The sequence below is a fragment of the Hartmannibacter diazotrophicus genome (assembly GCF_900231165.1).
Taxonomy (GTDB): Bacteria; Pseudomonadota; Alphaproteobacteria; order Rhizobiales; family Pleomorphomonadaceae; genus Hartmannibacter; species Hartmannibacter diazotrophicus.
The window spans coordinates 578,181-597,044 of record NZ_LT960614.1 but is presented as its reverse complement, the minus strand read 5'-3'; the positions used below and the strand labels follow the sequence as shown (position 1 = coordinate 597,044).

The 18,864-nt window shown below is 64.7% G+C and carries 16 protein-coding genes; 10 read left to right on the top strand and 6 right to left on the bottom strand.

Annotation, left to right across the window (positions count from 1 at the left end; translation table 11 throughout):
• Positions 1-69 precede the first annotated feature (69 nt).
• Positions 70-1,314, bottom strand: coding sequence for a lytic murein transglycosylase (locus HDIA_RS02735; protein ID WP_099554119.1), 1,245 nt, complete (start codon positions 1,312-1,314; stop codon positions 70-72).
• 32 nt (positions 1,315-1,346) lie between these two features.
• Positions 1,347-2,639, bottom strand: a complete 1,293-nt coding sequence (locus tag HDIA_RS02730) for an alpha/beta hydrolase (protein ID WP_197708090.1) — start codon at positions 2,637-2,639, stop codon at positions 1,347-1,349.
• A gap of 69 nt (positions 2,640-2,708) precedes the next feature.
• Between HDIA_RS02730 and HDIA_RS02725 the strand changes: the two genes are divergently transcribed.
• From HDIA_RS02725 to HDIA_RS02715, 3 genes are all read left to right on the top strand, one after another.
• Complete coding sequence (locus HDIA_RS02725) at positions 2,709-3,626, top strand: DMT family transporter (protein ID WP_099554115.1); 918 nt, start codon at positions 2,709-2,711, stop codon at positions 3,624-3,626.
• Between the two features lie 143 nt (positions 3,627-3,769).
• The gene (locus HDIA_RS02720) at positions 3,770-5,128 is read left to right on the top strand and encodes an aspartate aminotransferase family protein (protein ID WP_099558678.1); all 1,359 of its coding nucleotides are present in this window, start codon (positions 3,770-3,772) and stop codon (positions 5,126-5,128) included.
• A gap of 21 nt (positions 5,129-5,149) precedes the next feature.
• Entirely contained in the window at positions 5,150-6,523 is a 1,374-nt protein-coding gene (locus HDIA_RS02715; RefSeq protein WP_099554113.1) for a glutamine synthetase family protein, read from the top strand.
• Between the two features lie 117 nt (positions 6,524-6,640).
• On the opposite strand, the gene HDIA_RS02710 is transcribed toward HDIA_RS02715, so the two are convergent.
• From HDIA_RS02710 to HDIA_RS02700, 3 genes are all read right to left on the bottom strand, one after another.
• Positions 6,641-7,267 (bottom strand): EF-hand domain-containing protein, encoded by a 627-nt coding sequence (locus HDIA_RS02710; RefSeq protein WP_162292600.1) that lies wholly within the window; start codon positions 7,265-7,267, stop codon positions 6,641-6,643.
• Positions 7,268-7,686: 419 nt separating this feature from the next.
• Positions 7,687-7,974: a hypothetical protein gene (locus tag HDIA_RS02705; RefSeq protein WP_099554109.1), complete on the bottom strand. Its 288-nt coding sequence runs from the start codon at positions 7,972-7,974 to the stop codon at positions 7,687-7,689.
• 102 nt (positions 7,975-8,076) lie between these two features.
• Positions 8,077-8,394 (bottom strand): hypothetical protein, encoded by a 318-nt coding sequence (locus HDIA_RS02700; protein ID WP_157775172.1) that lies wholly within the window; start codon positions 8,392-8,394, stop codon positions 8,077-8,079.
• A 167-nt stretch (positions 8,395-8,561) separates the two neighbouring features.
• Between HDIA_RS02700 and HDIA_RS02695 the strand changes: the two genes are divergently transcribed.
• A complete protein-coding gene (locus HDIA_RS02695; protein WP_099554106.1) occupies positions 8,562-9,290 on the top strand; it encodes a response regulator in 729 nt (242 codons plus the stop codon).
• A 2-nt stretch (positions 9,291-9,292) separates the two neighbouring features.
• Positions 9,293-10,756: an ATP-binding protein gene (locus tag HDIA_RS02690; RefSeq protein WP_099554104.1), complete on the top strand. Its 1,464-nt coding sequence runs from the start codon at positions 9,293-9,295 to the stop codon at positions 10,754-10,756.
• Between the two features lie 25 nt (positions 10,757-10,781).
• On the opposite strand, the gene HDIA_RS02685 is transcribed toward HDIA_RS02690, so the two are convergent.
• Positions 10,782-11,741: a lysylphosphatidylglycerol synthase transmembrane domain-containing protein gene (locus tag HDIA_RS02685; RefSeq protein ID WP_099558677.1), complete on the bottom strand. Its 960-nt coding sequence runs from the start codon at positions 11,739-11,741 to the stop codon at positions 10,782-10,784.
• A gap of 675 nt (positions 11,742-12,416) precedes the next feature.
• Between HDIA_RS02685 and HDIA_RS02680 the strand changes: the two genes are divergently transcribed.
• The 5 genes from HDIA_RS02680 to glgB all read left to right on the top strand — a co-directional run bounded on the left by HDIA_RS02680 (position 12,417) and on the right by glgB (position 18,849).
• Positions 12,417-13,466: an ABC transporter substrate-binding protein gene (locus HDIA_RS02680; RefSeq protein WP_245884335.1), complete on the top strand. Its 1,050-nt coding sequence runs from the start codon at positions 12,417-12,419 to the stop codon at positions 13,464-13,466.
• A 280-nt stretch (positions 13,467-13,746) separates the two neighbouring features.
• Positions 13,747-14,652: an ABC transporter permease gene (locus tag HDIA_RS02675; RefSeq protein WP_099554102.1), complete on the top strand. Its 906-nt coding sequence runs from the start codon at positions 13,747-13,749 to the stop codon at positions 14,650-14,652.
• Complete coding sequence (locus HDIA_RS02670) at positions 14,649-15,437, top strand: ABC transporter permease (protein ID WP_099554099.1); 789 nt, start codon at positions 14,649-14,651, stop codon at positions 15,435-15,437. Before HDIA_RS02675 ends, HDIA_RS02670 begins: the two co-directional genes overlap by 4 nt.
• Before the next feature lie 14 nt (positions 15,438-15,451).
• Positions 15,452-16,528, top strand: coding sequence for an ABC transporter ATP-binding protein (locus HDIA_RS02665; RefSeq protein ID WP_099554097.1), 1,077 nt, complete (start codon positions 15,452-15,454; stop codon positions 16,526-16,528).
• Between the two features lie 119 nt (positions 16,529-16,647).
• Positions 16,648-18,849 (top strand): 1,4-alpha-glucan branching protein GlgB, encoded by a 2,202-nt coding sequence (gene glgB, locus HDIA_RS02660; RefSeq protein ID WP_099554095.1) that lies wholly within the window; start codon positions 16,648-16,650, stop codon positions 18,847-18,849.
• The last annotated feature ends 15 nt before the right edge of the window (positions 18,850-18,864 follow it).

Here is an 18,864-nt window from a genome sequence, read left to right as displayed (position 1 = left end):
ACGACGCAGGCTTCAGCACGGGAGCCAAGGAACCGTGCAGGCGATTGATCTCACCTGCACGGGCACCGTTCAGCGGATCCTGAGATCCTTGCTCGGAAAGCAGGTAGAGGCCATGCCATGGGCTTCCTGCCAGCGCCCTATGGAGCGCCGGGTCTTGTAGCCCGCAAGACCATCGACCTTGCCGACGTCATGGCCGAGCCTGACGAGCGCCTCCTGCATGGCCTGGACGTCCGAGCGCAGCATGTGGCCGACATTGCCCCAGCGCCCCTGGAACGCGCCGGAGCCATAGGCGATGCGGTCGGCGAGATTGCCGACATAGAGGGCATAAAGGTCGGAATTATTGTATGCCTTGAGGACGTAGAAGTTCGGCGTGACGATGAATTCAGGCCCGAAGCGCCCCGCCGGCACCAGCATCATGCCATCGCTGCGCAATTCCTCAGCCGGAAACGGCCGGCCGGAGACGCGGGTGATGCCCGTCCTCGCCCAATCGGCTATCGGCCGCGCCAGATCGGGCCCTTCCTGCGCGCAGGAAACCGTGTCCGGAATTTGAGCCTCGAAGCCCCAATCCCTGCCGCGCTGCCAGCCCTTCTGCGCCAGATAGTTGGCGATCGAGGCGAGCGCGTCGGGCACGGAGTTCCAGATGTCGCGCCTGCCATCGCCGTCGAAATCGACCGCATAGACAAGAAAACTCGACGGCATGAACTGTGGTTGCCCCATGGCGCCGGCCCAGGAGCTTTTCATGGAGCCGGGCGACACATCGCCCTTGGCGACGATCCGAAGGGCGGCCAGAAGCTCCGTTTCGAAAAGATCCTTCCGGGTCGACATGAAGGCCTTCGTTCCCAGCACCTCGAAAGCGGAATAGGAGCCGGAGACCGCTCCGTAGCCGGTTTCGCGGCCCCAGAGAGCGAGCACGATGCGGCCCGGCACGCCGTAGGTCTTCTCGATGCGCGCAAGGAGATCGGCGTTGCCGGCGTTCAGCGCCCGTCCCTTCGCGGCCGTCTGAGCAAGCCGATCTTCCTTGAAATAGGGCGCGGGCGTTGAAAACTCGGCCTGGGTCTGGCGCCGCTGCTTCGGCGGCTTTTCGCCGGGCTGCACCAGATCGGGGAGTTTCCAGTTGAGACGGACGCCGGCGAATGCGGCGTCGAAGACCCGGCGCGGCACCCCTTCGTCTTGCGCCTTCGGCCAGAGGTCCTTCTCAAGCCAGCCGTGGAACTGCCGTTCGACGGCGGCCTTGTCGGCGGCCAGTGCGGGCGAAGAGAGGCCGCAAAGAGCAGCCAGAAACAATGGCGCGAGCCATCCGCGCATGCGCTTCATTCCTTCCGAAGAGCGAAGATCTGCCACCCAATTTACCGACTGAAAATCTCCAGCGGCGCGGTCAGGATCGCAACCGGGGTTGTGATGATGATGCCCGCGGCGCCCCCGACCGTGTTTCCAAGCCCACGGCCCAATTGGCTCGCCTGTTCGGAGAATGTCGGGTCGCTGGCGAAGTCCAGATTATCGCCGGCCCGCATGCGCTTCATCATTGCGGCGGCGAAGTCACCCCCGATCAAGGCGAACTTGGAATGGCCAAGGTTGTCGCCACCCTTCAAGTTGGTGAGATCGACGATCACCACGCCAAGGTCGGCAATTTCCTGATCGTCGCTCGCATAGCCGCCGACGCGCGGCTTGTCGCCTGCCAGCAGAGACGACACCCTCAGCGCCTTGTCGTCCTGGGAAATCAGCATCAGGAAGGGCGGGTTGGGCTTGCCGTAGCGGCGCATCTCGGCCTTGAAGACGTCGACGTCGATATCGGGCGAGGCCAGGACCACGCCCTTGAGCTTGCCGCCAAATCTCTCATGTCCGGCAATCTTGGCCTGGCGCAGCGCTTCGACGGCAACCCAGTTACCCATCGAATGGGCAAAGAGGGTGACCTCTTCCGCCCCGGAAGCGGCGGCAATTTCCAGCGTGTCCTCAAGCGCGTCGCGGGCCACGGTGGCGCTGTCGCGATCATAGACATAGTCGAAGATTCTGCCCCGCGAGGCCCAGGTGAAAAGCACCGGAACGCCTTCGAAACCTGTGTCGTTGACCATCTGGGCGAGACGGTAGACGCCCTCGTCGAACTTGGTGTTGAAGCCGTGAACAAAGACAAGAACGTTTCGCTGGCCCTTCGGCCTGGAGGCCACCGCCTTGCGAATTTCGGCCGCGAACTCCTTCTCGTCGTTCACATAGCCTTTCGATCGGGTCACGAAATTCTTCGACGGATCGCCGGGAAGGCTCTTGGGCCATTCAACATTGCCGGCGACATGGTTCGGCGGCACGGAAACGCCGACATGGGCAAAATCCAGTTCCGAAACGCCCGGTTCCAGATCGCGCCGCTCTCCGCTGAACATGGCATTCGCGTCCGTGTCATCGCGGCTGCGGGTCGTCGCGACGAAGATCTCGTGTTCCTTCGCGCCGGGCGCGGCAACGTCATTGACGACAAGGGCCCCACCCTCCGGCCGCCCGGCACAGGCGGATAAAAGGATCAGAGCGATCCAGCACAGATGGCGAGCGGCAAGCAGTCCTGGCATTCGTCGTCCCGTCGTTTCAAGCCGCCAAACCCTACAAAGACGAGCGGGTGAAAGCCAGTGCGTGGCGCGCAGAAAGATTTCACTCGCCAACCCTTGCGCCGAGATGTATCGGCAAGTCTTCGGGTGGCCGTTCCGCCATCCATGCCTTTCGGACATGACATGACGATCACAGCCGCCGCGCCGCGCCACCGCGATGCCATCCTCCTCGGCATCCTGCTGATGCTCGTCGGCGATTTCATGTTCGCGCTGAACGATGCGCTCGGCAAATGGCTGGTCGGGTCCTACGGCGTCGGGCAGGTGCTGTTCCTGCGCAGCCTCGCCGGCGTTGCCGTCATCCTGCCGATGGTGCTGAAGGCCGGACCGACATCGGTCCTCCGCCTCGAACGGCCACGGCTGCAGGTTGCCCGCGCCGTGCTCTCCACCGCCGAGATCGTGCTCTTCTACGCGGCCGTCGCGAGCCTGCCGCTCGCCTATGTCATGACCATCTATCTCTCGGCGCCGATCTGGGTCGCGGCGCTGTCGCCCCTGATGCTGGGCGAGGCCGTCGGCTGGCGGCGCTGGAGCGCGATCGTCGTCGGCTTCGGAGGCGTCATCGTCGCGTTGCAGCCCTCGGCGGACACGTTCTCGCTGGCAACACTGCTGGCGCTCGCCGGCAGCCTCGCCTTTGCCCTGATGATCATCCTCAGCCGCCAGCTACGGGCAACGCCGGATGTCGCCATCGTCTTCTGGCAGACGGTCGGGGCGCTCGCCGCCGGCATCGTGCTCGTTCCCTTCGACTGGGCGCCCGCGAGTGGCCGGGACATCGCGCTGATGGGCCTGCTCGGCGTGGTGGCGCTGCTGGCGCATCTGCTCATCAACCGGTCGCTGAAACTCGCGCCGGCCGCCGCCGTCGCGCCGATCCAGTACACCCTGCTCGTCTGGGCGGTCGTCTTCGGCTATTTCATCTTCGGCGATGTGCCGCAACTCTCCACAGCCGTCGGCGCGGCAATCATTGTCGCGGCCGGGCTCTTCATCTTCGAGCGGCAGAAGAAGAAGGGCACGCTGACCAAGGAGACGGTCAAGACGCCGCCGGGCTGACCTGGTGCCGGTCGACCTTGCACGTCAGCATGCCAGCCGATGTCTTCATCTGATGACTACTGCCTCCATCCTTCAGCAAGCTTGCAGGCGAAATGCCGCTGACGCATAGTCTGCGCCCGCTGTCCACGCTGCCAACCTTGTCGATGACCTCCAATTCCATATCCCGTTCGCGCATCGACGCGGTGCTTGCCGCCGAGCGCACCCTTTTCGAGCAGCGCAATCCGAGGTCCAGGGCTCTTGCCGAAAAGGCGTCGCGGCACCTGCCGGGCGGCGTGCCTCTACACTGGATGAAGGACTGGGGCACGCCGTTTCCGCTTTCCGTCGCGAGCGCCAAGGGGGCCGAAGTCACGGACGCCGACGGGCACGTTCTGGCGGATTTCTGCCTCGGCGACACGGGCGCGATGTTCGGCCATTCGCCGGAACCCGTGGTCGCGGCAATCCGCGAGGCGGCCGGACATGGCCTCACCGCCATGATGCCGAGCACATTCGCCGCCGAGGTCGGCGATCTTCTCGCCGATATCTTCGGCCTCGATTTCTTCCAGATGACGCAGACGGCGAGCGACGCCAACCGGGCCGTCATCCGCTGGGCGCGCGCGATCACCCGCCGCCCGCGCCTGATGGTCTTCGAGGGCTGCTATCACGGGCAGGTGGACGACGCCTTCGTCACGATCAAGGACGGCAAGACGGCGATCCGGCCCGGCCTGCTCGGTCAGGTGACCGGCATCACGACGACGTCGGTCTCGGTTCCCTTCAACGATCTCGATGCCGTCGAAGCGGAGCTGAAGAAGGGCGATATCGCGCTCGTCCTCACCGAACCCGCGCTCACCAACACCGCGATGGTGCTGCCGAAGCCCGGCTTTCTCGACGGACTGGCGAAGCTCTGCAAGGCGCATGGCACCCTGCTCGGCATCGACGAGACACACACGATCTCGACCGCGCGCGGCGGCTACGCCAAGACGCATGGGTTGAAGCCGGACTTTCTCGTCGTCGGCAAGCCGATCGCCGGAGGGCTGCCTGCCGCTGTCTTCGGCTTCACCGCCGAGGTCGAGGCCGCGATGCGCGCGGTCGATGCGGAGCGCCCCGCAGGCTACAGCGGCATCGGCACGACGCTCGCCGGCAACATGCTGGCGCTCGCCGCGATGCGGGCGACACTTGCCGAGGTGATGACCGAGGACGCCTATCAGCACATGATCGACCTTGCGGAGACACTGGCGGCGGCGCTAAGGCACGTCATTGCCTCGCGCGCCCTGCCGTGGACCGTGACGCAGATGGGCGCGCGGGCCGAGATCGTCTTCTCGCCGGAGCCGCTGGCCGACGGCCGCGCGGCCTATGCGTCCATCGACCACGACCTCGAAAAGGCCATCCACCTCTTCCTCTTGAACCGCGACGTGCTGGTGACGCCCTTCCACAATATGACGCTGGTGTCGCCGGCAACGACCGAGGGCCATGTGCTGCGCCTCGGCAGCGCCTTCGCCGACGCCATCGACACGCTTATCGCATGACGCATACATTTCGAGTGCAATATGACCGCTGAGAGTTCCCGCCCCGAAGCCGAGGCTGCCGCCTTTCTTGCCGCCCATCCAGACATCGTCCAGATCGAGGCTTTCCTGACGGATGCCTGCGGCGTGCAGCGCGGCAAGATCCTGCGCCCCTCGGAACTGGAAGGCGCCTATCGCAACGGGCGGCCCCTGCCCTGCTCGATCCTGTCGCTCGACACCAATGGCGCGGACGTGGAAGGCACGGGTCTTCTGTGGGAAGAAGGCGACTCCGACCGGCCCTGCATGCCCGTACCCGGCACGATCACGCTGAGCCCCTGGCGCAAGACGCCGACGGCGCAGGTGATCCTGACCAGCTACGAGCCCGACGGCTCGCCGAGCCTTGCCGATCCGCGTCACGCGCTCGCCCGCGTGGTCGGCGCTCTCAACGAGAAGGGCTATTTCCCGACCGTCGCGGTGGAACTGGAGTTCTATCTGCTGGATGCGTCAGCGGCGGCGGAAAACCGCGCCCAGCCGCCAAAGGCCGCCAACGGCTTCCGGCCCGACCAGCTTCAAGCCTATCTGATGCAGGAATTGTCGGACTTCGCGCCCTTCCTCGACGACGTCTATGCCGGCGCCGAGGCGATGGGCCTGCCGGCGAAGACGCTGATTTCCGAGTATTCTCCGGCCCAACTGGAGATCGTGCTGGAGCACCGCACCGATCCGATGCGCGCGGCGGACGACGCCATTCTCTACAAGCGGCTCGTCAAGGGCATGGCCGAGAAGCACGGCATGGTCGCCAGCTTCATGGCCAAGCCTCATGCGGACTTTTCCGGCAGCGGCATGCATCTTCACGTCAGCCTTGCCGACGAGACGGGAACCAATCTCTTTGCCGGCGAAGAACCGGAAAAGAACGCGCTCTTGATGGCGTCCATCGCCGGGCTCGAGGCGACCATGGCCGAGGCGATGGCGATCTTCGCGCCGAACGCCAATTCCTACCGCCGCTTCAAGCCGAATTCCTACGCGCCGGTCGGCCCGGCCTGGGCGGTGGACAACCGGACGGTTCCGATCCGCGTGACCTCCGGCCCGCCGAAGACGCGCCATCTGGAGCATCGCGTCTGCGGCGCGGATGCGAACCCCTATGTGGCGCTCGCGGCGGTGCTGGCCGGCATGCTCGAAGGCATCGACAACGGGCTTACCCCGTCGGTGCCGATCACCGGCAACGGCTACGAGCAGATTGCGCCGAGCCTGCCCCGGCACTGGCCGGAGGCGCTGCGGCGCGCCCGCGCCTCCACGGTCCTGCCGGCGCGCCTCGGCGAGCGCTTCACGGATATCTTCCTCACGATCCGCGAAACAGAATGCGACCGCTTCTTCGCGGAAGTTTCCGACCGCGACTACGCCTGGTATCTGCGGCTCGCCTGAACGCAAATGCCCCTCCCGTTGGGAACGGAAGGGGCATCTTCGATATTCGGCCCTGCAGCGCCAGCCCCGGGCGAACCGGAGCTGGCGCGCGGCAACAGCGCGGGGGGAGGTCCAGATTTACTGGGCGCTGTCGCTATCGTCGTCCTGCATCATCGGGCTCTGGTCCATCGGACCCTGGCCCATCGGACCCTGGCCCATCGGACCCTGACCGTTCATCATGCCGCGCGGCCCGTCACCCATCATCATCCCGCGCGGTCCACGATTGCCGGGGCCATGCCCCCAGCCGCGCGGGCGGTCGACCTGCTCCAGCACGCCGTCGCCATTGCGGTCGAGGCGCTTGACCATATCCTTGGTCCGGTAGTCGAACTCGTCCTTGGTTATCTTGCCGTCGCCGTTGCGGTCGAGGCGCTGGAAGGCCCGCACCACCCGCAGGTCATGTTCCTTGAGCCAGAAGGTCTTGAACTCGTCCAGCGTCACGTCGCCGGTGCCCGACGGGTTGGCCTCGGCGAAGCGCTTGTCCTGCGCGGCGTTGATCTCATCCTGGGTGATCTTGCCGTCGCCATTGGTGTCGAACCGCTGCATCAGCATCTCGGCACGTCCGCCCTCACCATGATGCATGCCCATCATGCCATGGTGACCGAAGCCATCGCCGCCTCGGCGGCCGTCGGCAAAGGCGACACCGGCGCCCCCGGCGACAGTCGTCAGGGCAAGCGCGGCGAGGATGGCCTTGGTGGAAGTCTTCATTGTTTTTCTCCCAGTCTTTCGTTCTGGAACGTCGCTGACCGGCAATCGACCCGGTACCACGTTCGGCGAGGAACCCTTGCGCCAGCGGCGCACGGGGGTTCCATCCATTGGCCGAAGGGGACCGGTGCGGTCATTTCCCTCGACGTCACGGACCTAAGATGGGGATTGATCGTCGCAGAACTACGCCAGGATTGGCCCTTTTGGTCGCAAGATGTTGCGTAGCCCGGCGGCTCTTACATTTCGATACAACTGTTTCCGGCCGAAACCGGGCCGCCGGTCTATGTTTCAATCGACAGATTGCGAGCGGTGGAGCCGCCAGGGCAGCAGCCGCACATCACCAACGACGAAAACGCCCGCCGCAGCAATCTGCGGCAGGCGCAACCTGGGGGATCTCTATTGTGAAGGGAGCGCTGCGGCCGTCAGACCGTGATGTCGATCGAGTTCAGGTCCTTGAGCGCCTGATCGATGGCGGCGACCTGGCGTGCGGATGCGGCGCCTTTGATCGCCTGGCTCGACATCGAGACGACGGACGAGGACTGGATCGAGAAGATATTCGCTGCGGCGGCCGTCTGCTGCGACCAGAGGTTCTTCACCGTCGTCTTGTTGAGAGACGATTTGATCGCCGCGCGCTGCTTGGAGTAGTGGCTGGTGTAGCCGTAGGAGGAGTATTTGCCCCGGCTCCAGCCGCCGACCGAATAACTCGCCATGGTGATACGCACCTTTCCGGCACACGCCGGAAGATTTCCGGCAACACGCGCCCGAAAGGGATTGTAATTCCCGATCGTCAACAAAATCCAAACAAGCCGGGATCAGACAACGATATCGACAGAGTTGCCCGTACTGCCGGAACTGCTCGACGATCCGACGTTGATCGGCTTCAGATTGGCGAAGAGTTCGTCAAAGGCCGCCTGCTTGGCCGCATCGGTCCTTTGCTGATTGATCTTGGTGAGGACGTTGTTGATCGACGCGGCCGAGGCATCGACCGTCACATAGAGGGAATTGGCAAGCGCCGTGCGCTGCTGCTGCCAGAGATTCTTCACCGTCGCCCTGTTGAGGGCCGAACGGTTGCGCGGCTGGTAGCGCCCATAACTGTCGAGACGGCTGGCGGAAACGCCGTAGGTCTTCATGATCGGCTCTGCCTTCCTGGCTTTGACCGGCATCATTCGCGGACGGCCATTCCCGGCCGCCGATCCATACTGGATAACAAACGCTATCGAAACATGGTTACCGCGTTGTTAACGAAGCAGCGGCATCCTCCCGGACCGGAGAGGGAAGGGAGAGGAGCAGCATCGCGATGAACGATACCAGCAATCATATCCTCGTCGTCGACGACCATCGCGATATCCGCGACCTGATCGGCCGCTATCTCGTCAAGAACGGCATGCGGGTGACGACCGCGGACAGCGCCGCCAGCGCACGCAAGCTGTTGAAGGCGGCCTCGATCGACCTCGTCGTCCTCGACATCATGATGCCGGGCGAGGACGGGCTTTCCTTCTGCCGCTTCCTGCGCGAGACGACCGACATCCCCGTGATCCTGCTGACCGCCATGGCCGAGGACACCGACCGCGTCGTCGGCCTGGAGATCGGGGCGGACGACTATGTCACCAAGCCCTTCAACCCGCGGGAACTGCTCGCCCGCATCCGCGCCGTGCTGCGCCGGACCTCCAATCCGACCAGGCCGCGCGATGCGGTCGATGCCAAGAAGCTTGCCTTCGACAGGTTCGAGCTCGATATCCAGCGGCGCGAACTCCTCGACGCGGAGGGCGTCGCAACGCCGCTCTCGACCGCCGAATACCAGCTACTCACCACCTTCCTGAAGCGGCCACACATGGTGCTCGGACGCGAACAGCTTCTCGACCTCACGTCGGGACGCCCGATGGCGGTCTTCGACCGGTCGATCGACAACCAGGTCAGCCGGCTGCGCAAGAAGATCGAGACCGACCCCAAGAACCCCGTGCTGATCAAGACGGTGTGGGGCGGCGGCTATACGTTCACGGCAGACGTGAGCGAAGTCGAAACCTGACCATGGCACGCTTCCGCCCCACCCTTTTCCCGCGTTCCCTTGCGGGCCAGCTGATCGCGCTGCTGCTTGGCGCCGTCGTCCTTGGACAGGCGCTGACGACGGTGCTCCTCATCGACGAACGGCGATCGGCGGTCGCCGCGGCGAACCGGGAGCAGATCCTCCTGAGAACCGCCTCGCTCGTGCATCTGCTGGAGGAAACGCCACCCGAGATGCATGAACGCATCCTCGCCGCTGCCTCCAGCGGCAATCTGGCCTTCACCCTGTCGCCGGAACCGAAGGTCACCCAGCAGCCCCAGAACCATGCCGAGCGGCGTGTGACGCAGGCGCTGCGGACGATGCTCGGGAGCAACCTCGACATCCGCGCAGACGTCGATATCGATCGGCCGATCCTCTATCGGCTGTCACGCCTGATGGACCCGCCGCGCCCGCGCATGGAGCAGAACGGCGAACAGGGGGAGCGCCTTTCCCCGCAGGGCGAAGACGGACAGCATGGCGACAAGGAGCGGCCGCACCGCCCCCGGCCCATCGTCGCCTTCACGGCCGGCTACTCCCTGCCGCTGCAGTCTGGCGGCTGGCTCAATGTCTTCGCCCAGTTCGGCCCGCCGCCGGCCTGGGCCTGGCCGACCTTCCTTTCCGGCGGCCTGATCGCGCTCGGCATCATCGGCATCGTGGTCGTCATGGTGCGCCGGATCACGCGGCCGCTGAGGGCGCTCAGCGTCGCCGCGGACAAACTCGGCCGTGGCGATACCTCGGGCGAGTTGCCGGAGACGGGGCCAGTGGAGATCCGCCAGACGACACGGGCCTTCAATGCCATGCAGGAACGGCTCGGGCGTTTCGTCGCCGACCGCACGCGCCTGCTGGCCGCCATCAGCCACGACCTGCGAACCCCGCTCACCGCCCTGCGCCTGCGGGCGGAGTTCGTCGAGGATGACGAAATCCGCGAAAAGCTCATCGAGACGATCGACGAGATGCACCGGATGACCGAGGCCACCCTGGCCTTCGCCCGCGAGGATGTCAGTCACGAACCCGCCCGCCGCGTCGATCTTGCCGCCCTCGTCAGCGCGCTCGGCGACGACTTCGCGGACATGGGGGAAAATGTCACCGTCACGGCGCCCGACCGCCTCGACCTCACGGTGCGCCCGACCGCGCTGCGCCGGGCGATCCGCAACCTGATCGAGAATGCGCTGCGCTATGGCGGGTCGGCCCATATCACCATGGAGGTTGGCGAGGACATCGTCATCGCCATCGAGGACGAGGGCCCCGGCATTCCCAACGGTCACATGGAAGAGGTGTTCGAGCCCTTCGTGCGGCTTGAAACATCGCGCAGTCAGGAGACCGGCGGCGTCGGGCTGGGACTTGCGACGGCGCGGTCCATCGCTCACGCGCATGGTGGTGAAATCCGGCTTTCGAACCGGCCCAAGGGCGGCCTGCGCGCCGCCATCCACCTGCCGAAGCCGGCCGCCTGACAGCATCAGGCAAGCCGGGAAGGCATCAGGTCTGCCGCTTTTCCCGGAGCCGGCCCGAGGTCTTGCCGATGAACCGCGCGCGTTCAAAAAGGACGACGACCACGAGCGACATCGCGAAGGGCAGGAGAAGATAGAGCAGGCGGAAAACGATGAGCGCGGCCAGAACGTCCGCCTTGTCGAGATCCGGAACGGCCGTGACGAAGACGACCTCCAGCACGCCGAGACCGCCTGGCGCATGCGAGACGAGGGCGAGCGAGAACGAGGCGAGGAAGATGCCGAGGACGGTGAAATAGGAGACGCCGACATCCGGCGGCAAGGCGAAATAGATGATCGCCGCCGCGCCCATGAGTTCGACGGGAGCGGCCAGAAGCTGGCGGATGACGACCGGCGTCTTCGGATAGTGGATGGCGAAGCTGCCGATCTTGAGCGGCTTGAAGCCACGCCAGCTGCCGACAACATAGGTCGCGACGAGGGCCAGCATCGCCAGACCGATGGACACCGGCACGATCAGCGGCGTTCCCTTGTGCAGGCGCTCGACCAGGTAGGGATCGAAGATCAGGACGAGCGCGCCGAGAAGCAGGGTTCCGAGCAGGAAGGTGAAGGAGCAGAAGGCGACCAGAACGCCGATCTCGGACGCCGACAGGCCGCGCGAGGAATACGCCCGATAGCGCACGACCGCGCCGGAAAACACCGAGGCGCCGATGTTGTGCGACAGGGCGTAGGTGGTGAAGGACGCGATGGAGATGAAGAGCCAGGGAATCTTGCGGCCAAGATGCAGAAGCGCGATCCGGTCGTACCAGGCCAGAGCCGCATAGGCGACGATCGCGCCCGCGACCGCCAGAAGCCAGTTGTGGGCGGGAATGGCGGCAAGGCTGTCGATGACATCCGTGAAGGAAATGCCCCTCAGTTCCTGATAGAGCAACCAGGCCGACAGAACAACGGCTCCCAAACCGATGATCGGCCACACATAGTCCATCACCTTCATCAAACCGACCTTTTCAGCCCAGCGCGGCTGCCAGGCCATTCGCCCGGCGTCGCACTCCGTTCCCTCCGTCGCCGCGACCTTGCGCAGGATCCGGCTGCCCTTCGGCTGCGTCTCCTGCCGCATGCACGGCGCACCACCGTTTCTCGGCCTCTTTTTTTCCTCGCGGCCGCTCATATGAGAGCGCCCCGCCCGGCTTCCCACATCCGACAGCTTTGGCATAACGGATATTGAAGCTCAAAGCCATCCGCACGAGACCTAAAGCACAGACTTGATGATAACCGCGGGACATTACGAAATGTTCGACGGGCGATCGACATCCACGTTCGATCGTCGCGCTTGCCCGTCCCTGCGCCTGGCCCCGCTCCCGGCCGCTGCCGCCGGCGGTATCGCGACACTTTTTGAGGCAAATCGGATGCCTGCCAAAAATTACGGCATGGACATCTATCATCCTGTCTGTAATTTATAAAACGCCTGCCACAGGGGCCCTTCGGGCGGGTATCAAGACGGCAAAAGATTTTCGACTGACACAGAACTGTCAACGGTGTCATGCTAGCGGCAGGCGTGGGTCGGGCTCCGGCTCATTCCTCAACAACATCCGATGGGTGAGGGGTAAAGATCAAAATGAGAACAACCTGGAAAATGATGACGTCCGCCTCGCTGATCGTCTCGATCGCGATGGCGAATGCCGCCCAGGCGGCGGACATGGACGCTCTCGTCGCGGCCGCCAAGAAGGAAGGCACGCTGACGACCATCGCCCTGCCCCACAGCTGGTGCAACTACGGCGAGATGATCGAGGGCTTCAAGGCCAAATACGGCATTGAAGTCAACGAACTGAACCCGGATGCGGGCTCGGGCGACGAAATCGAGGCCATCAAGGCCAACAAGGGCAACACCGGCCCGCAGGCGCCTGACGTGATCGACGTCGGCCTGTCCTTCGGACCGTCCTCGAAGGCCGAAGGGCTCGTCCAGCCCTACAAGGTCGCGACCTGGGACGAGATTCCCGACAGCGCCAAGGATGCCGAGGGCTACTGGTACGGCGACTACTACGGCGTCATGTCGATCATGGTCAACAAGGACCTGATCACCGAGATGCCGAAGGACTGGTCGGACCTTCTCAAGCCGGAGTTCGCCAGTGCCGTCGCCCTTGCCGGCGACCCGCGCGCGTCCAACCAGGCGATTTCGGGTGTCTTCGCCGCGGGCCTCTCGGCTGCCGGTGGCGACGCCGCCAAGGCCGGCGAAGCTGGCCTCGACTTCTTCAAGAAGCTCAACGAGGCGGGCAACTTCGTTCCGGTGATCGCCAAGTCGGCGTCCTTCGCGCAGGGCACCACCCCGGTCCTCATGGCCTGGGACTACAACGCCCTCGCCTGGCGTGACAGCCTCAACGGCAACCCGCCGGCCGAGATCATCCTGCCGGAGACCGGCGTCGTCGCCGGCGTCTACGTGCAGGCGATCAGCGCCTATGCGCCGCATCCGAACGCCGCCAAGCTCTGGATGGAATACCTCTATTCCGACGAAGGCCAGCTCACCTGGCTGAAGGGCTACTGCCACCCGATCCGCTTCAACGCGATGGCGAAGGCCGGCAAGATCCCGCAGGATCTGCTCGACAAGCTGCCGCCGGCGGAAGGCTACGCCAAGGCCGTCTTCCCGACGCTCGACGAGCAGAAGGCCTACAAGGAAGAGATCACCACGAAGTGGGACAGCGTGGTCGGCGCGTCCGTCCAGTAAGGTCTCGACAAGAAGGGTCTTCGCCGTCTTTTCGGCGAAGACCCCTGATCGTCCCGCAGGCCTGATGCTCGCGGTTTCGTCTGTTTGCCAGGCCTGCGAGGGCTTGCGCGAAACCAGGCTGCACACCGGATGCATCCTGAACAGGCGCGGACTGCACCGCCTTTTTCCGGCAGCCATGACCGGAGCCCCAAAGGGCGAACGGACCGAACCGGGCGCCAGCTACAGATCCCGATCCAGCATTTTGCCCCCCCACGAGACCGGAGCGCATTAGGACACAATCATGGATGCCAGCGCACAAGCCGATCTTCCCCGTCCCAAGGCCCGAGCCTCGTTGCTTGCCAACAAAGCTGTTGTCGACTGGCTCGGCATCCTGCCCTTCGTCCTCTTCGCGGTGATGTTCCTCATCGCTCCGACGCTGTTCCTGGTCGTCGGGGCCTTCCAGACGCCGGCCGGAGACTTCACGCTCGACAACATCGCGGGTCTGTTCACCGACAAGATCCTGGCGGCCTACTGGATCTCCATCAAGATCTCGCTTGCCTCGTCCCTCGGCGGCGCGGCGATCGGGTTCGCGCTTGCCTGGGCGGTCGTGCTCGGCGGTGTGCCCGGCTGGGTGCGCGGCGGCATCGTCACCTTCTCCGGCGTCGCCTCCAACTTTGCCGGCGTACCGCTTGCCTTCGCCTTTCTCGCGACCCTCGGGCGCACCGGCCTCGTCACCGTGCTTCTGCGCGAGTATGCGGGCTTCAACCTCTATTCCACCGGCTTCAACATCCTCAGCTTCTTTGGGCTGACGATCACCTACATGTTCTTCCAGATCCCGCTGATGGTGCTGATCCTGACGCCGGCGCTGGAAGGCCTGAAGAAGGAATGGGGCGAGGCCGCCGCCATCCTCGGCGCGACGCCGCGGCAATACTGGACCATGGTGGCGCTGCCGATCCTGTGGCCAAGCCTTCTCGGCACGACGCTGCTGCTCTTTGCCAATGCCTTCGGCGCCGTGGCCACCGCCATTTCGCTCACCGGCTCCTCCCTCAACATCGTGCCGATCGTGCTCTACGCGCAGATCCGGGGCGACGTGCTGCACAACGCCAATCTCGGCTATGCCCTGGCGCTCGGCATGATCGTGATCACGGGTGTCTCCAACGTGCTCTACATCTGGCTGCGCATGCGCGCGGAACGGTGGCAGAAATGAATGCGAAGAAAATCGGCGCCTGGGTCGCCATCGCCATCGGTGTCATCTACTTCATCGTGCCGCTGATCTCGACCTTTGAGTTCTCGCTTCGCATGCGGCGCGGCGAATACACCTTCGACGCCTATCGGTCCGTGTTCTCGGACACGAGTTTCCACGCGACCTTCGGCTATTCGGCGCTGATGGCGATCCTCACCATCATCTTCGGCATGCTGCTGGTGGTGCCGACGGCCTACTGGGTGCGCCTGCGCCTGCCGCAGTTCCGGCCGATCATCGAATTCATCAGCCTGATGCCGCTGGTGATCCCCGCCATCGTCGTCGTCTTCGGCTATCTCAGGATCTACAATTCCTCCTCGATCCTGCCGTTCACCAGTTCGGAGCGGGCGACCGACGTGCTGCTCATGTTCTCCTACATGATGCTGTCGCTGCCCTACATGTACCGGGCCGTCGACACGGCCATGCGCACCATCGACGTGCGCACGCTGACGGAAGCGGCCGAAAGCCTCGGCGCCTCCTGGCGGGTGATCCTGTTCCGCTGCATCTTCCCCAACGTGATGACGGGCGTGCTGTCCGGCTCCTTCATCACCTTCGCGATCGTGATGGGCGAGTTCACCATGGCCTCGCTGCTCGACCGGCCGGCCTTCGGCCCGTATCTGCAACTGATCGGCGCCAACAAGGCCTACGAGCCGTCGGCGCTGGCGATCATCGCCTTCCTGATTACCTGGCTCAGCATGGGCCTTCTCCAGTTCGTTTCCCGTTTCTCGCAGGCCCGCCCGGCCACTCCCTGACGGAGCTTTGATCAATGGCATTTCTCGAGCTTTCCCATATCCAGAAAAGCTTTGGCCCCGTCCAGGTCGTGAAGGACTTCAACATGGCCATCGAGAAGGGCGAGTTCGTCTCCTTCCTCGGGCCATCCGGCTGCGGCAAGACGACGGTGCTGCGCATGATCGCCGGTTTCGAGACCGTCTCCGCCGGCACGATCACCATCGGCGGCCAGGACATGACCGACCTCAAGCCGAACCAGCGCAATATCGGCATGGTGTTCCAGGCCTATGCGCTGTTTCCCAACATGACCGTCGGCCAGAATGTCGCCTTCGGCCTCAAGGTCGCCGGCAAACCGAAGGCGGAGATCGACCAGACCGTTCAGGAAATGCTCGACCTGATCCACCTCGGGCATCTGGCCGACCGCTTCCCCTACCAGATGTCCGGCGGACAGCAGCAGCGTGTCGCGCTTGCCCGCGCTCTCGCCATCCGGCCCCGCGTCCTGCTGCTGGACGAGCCGCTTTCCGCGCTCGACGCCAAGATCCGCGTGTCGCTGCGCGAGGAGATCCGCGTCATCCAGCGCAAGCTCGGCATCACCACCGTCTTCGTGACCCACGACCAGGAGGAGGCGCTCTCGATCTCCGACCGCGTCGTGGTGATGAACGAGGGCCGGGCCGACCAGATCGGCTCGCCATTCGAGGTCTACAATTTTCCGAAGACCCGTTTCGTCGCCAATTTCGTCGGCACCCTGAATATCCTCGCCGGCAAGGTCGTCGACGCGGCGACCGGCTGCATCGACATCGAGGGCCAGCAGGTCTTTGCGGCCCGCGAGACGCACAAGCTCGCCAACGGCGCGGCCTGCACCGTCGCGCTCAGGCCGGAAGCCATCCGGCTGACGCCGGCCGCCGAAGGCCGCAACCAGCTTTCCGGCACCATCGAGGATGTCCAGTTCCTCGGCTCGGTGCTGCGCGTTCGGGTGCGCCTCGGCAGCGTTTCCATCTTCTTCGACATGTTCAACAACCCCGCCGAAACGCCGCCCGCGCCCGGCGAGGCGGCCATCGTCAGTTTCGGCCGCGACGAGGTGCTGATCCTCGACGAGGAGGCCAAGGCGGCCTGAGAAGGCTTTTACACCCTTCCGCCTGACCTTGCCCTTTCCGGCAAAAAGAACGGTGCGGCAAGCGGTTCACGGGTGTAGGCTTCCTTCCTTGCAAAGAAGAACGAGCAAGGGAGGCACCCATGGCCCGCGGAAAAAACCCCTCAGCGACAAAAGTGGACCAGGGGGCACTCCAGGCGGTCCTTGAGGGGCGGCACGGCGATCCCTTCGCCTTTTTCGGACCGCAGGAGGACGAGAGCGGACCGATCATCCGTGCCTTCCTGCCCGGCTGCAGCGGTGCGTCCGTCATTGCCCGATCCGACCACCGGCTGCTCGGAACCCTTGAGCCCGTCGGCGACACCGGCCTGATGGTGGCCTCGCTGGAAGCGCACGAGGCCTATCTCCTGCGCATCGACTGGCACGGCCATGTCATCGAGACGGAGGACCCCTACAGCTTCGGCCCGCTGCTCGGCGAGATGGACGTCTATCTCATCCGCGAGGGCACCCACCTCGACATCGGCCGCTGCCTCGGCGCGCAGGCGACGGTGATCGATGGCATCTCGGGCGTGCGCTTCGCCGTGTGGGCTCCCAACGCCGAGCGCGTTTCGGTCGTCGGCGACTTCAACAGCTGGGACGGCCGGCGCCACATGATGCGCAAGCGCCTCGAGGCGGGCGTCTTCGAGATTTTCGTGCCCCGCATCTGGGCCGGCGAGCGCTACCGCTACGAGATCCGCGGCGCCGGCGGCATCCTCCTGCCGCAAAAGAGCGACCCGGTGGGCCGCCAGTTCGAGATGCCGCCCTCCACCTGCTCCGTCGTCACCGACCCGACGCCCTTCGGCTGGAGCGACGAGAGCTGGATGCAGGCCCGCGCCGACCGCCAGGCCAGCCATGCGGCGATGTCCATCTACGAGATCCATGCCGGTTCGTGGCGCAGGCGCTGGGACAGCAGCGTCGACTGGCGACTGCTGATCGACGATCTCATCCCTTATGTGCAAGGTCTCGGCTTCACCCATATCGAGCTGATGCCGATCATGGAGCATCCCTTCGGCGGCTCCTGGGGCTACCAGCCGCTCGGCCTCTTCGCCCCGACGGCGCGCTACGGGAGCCCGCATGACTTCGCCGCCTTCGTGAATGCCTGCCACAATGCCGGCATCGGCGTGCTGCTCGACTGGGTGCCGGCGCATTTTCCGACCGACGAGCACGGCCTTGCCCATTTCGACGGGACGGCGCTCTACGAGCACGCCGACCCCAAGGAAGGGTTTCACCAGGACTGGAACACGCTGATCTTCAACATGGGCCGTAACGAGGTGGTGGCCTATCTGATCGCCAGCGCGCTGGAATGGCTGGAGCATTTCCACATCGACGGCCTGCGCGTCGACGCCGTCGCCTCCATGCTCTACCGCGACTATTCGCGCGAGGAGGGCCAGTGGGTGCCGAACCGCTATGGCGGGCGGGAAAACCTCGAAGCCGTCGCCTTCCTGAAGCGCCTCAATACGGTGATCGCCGAGCGCGTGCCGGGGGCGATCACGATCGCCGAGGAATCGACCTCATGGCCGCAGGTGAGCGGGCGCGTCTCCGAGGGCGGCCTCGGCTTCAATTACAAATGGAACATGGGCTGGATGAACGACACGCTCTCCTACATGGGAGAGGATCCGGTCTATCGCCGCTGGCATCACGACAAGATCAGCTTCGGCCTCGTCTATGCCTTCTCCGAGCGCTTCGTGCTGCCGCTCTCCCATGACGAGGTGGTGCACGGCAAGCGCTCGCTGATCGGGCGGATGCCGGGCGACCACTGGCAGAAATTCGCCAACCTCAGAGCCCTTTTCGGCCTGATGTGGATGCATCCGGGCAAGAAGCTGCTCTTCATGGGCGGCGAGATCGCGCAGGAGCACGAGTGGCGGCACGACGATCCGCTCGACTGGTGGCATCTGGAGCACGCGGACAATCGCGGCGTCCAGCATCTCGTCCGCGATCTCAATCACCTTTATGCCCGCGAGCCGGCGCTGCATCTGCGCGATGCGGAATCCGGCGGCTTCCAATGGATTCTGGTGAATGAGCGCGAGACGTCCATCTACGCCTTCCTGCGCTGGGATCCGCAGGGCTATTCGCCGGTGCTCGTGATTGCGAACATGACGCCGGTGCCGCGCTTCGACTTCGCCGTCGGCGTGCCGAAGGCCGGCTACTGGAAGGAAGTGCTGAACACGGATTCGGAGGTCTACGGCGGCTCCAACCACGGCAATTTCGGCGGCGCGGCGACCGAGCCTCACGGCATGCAGGGGTTCGAGCAGATGCTGAAGCTGACAATCCCGCCGCTCGGCGTGCTGGCACTGCGCTTCGAGGGGTAAGGAGTAGCGCCTATT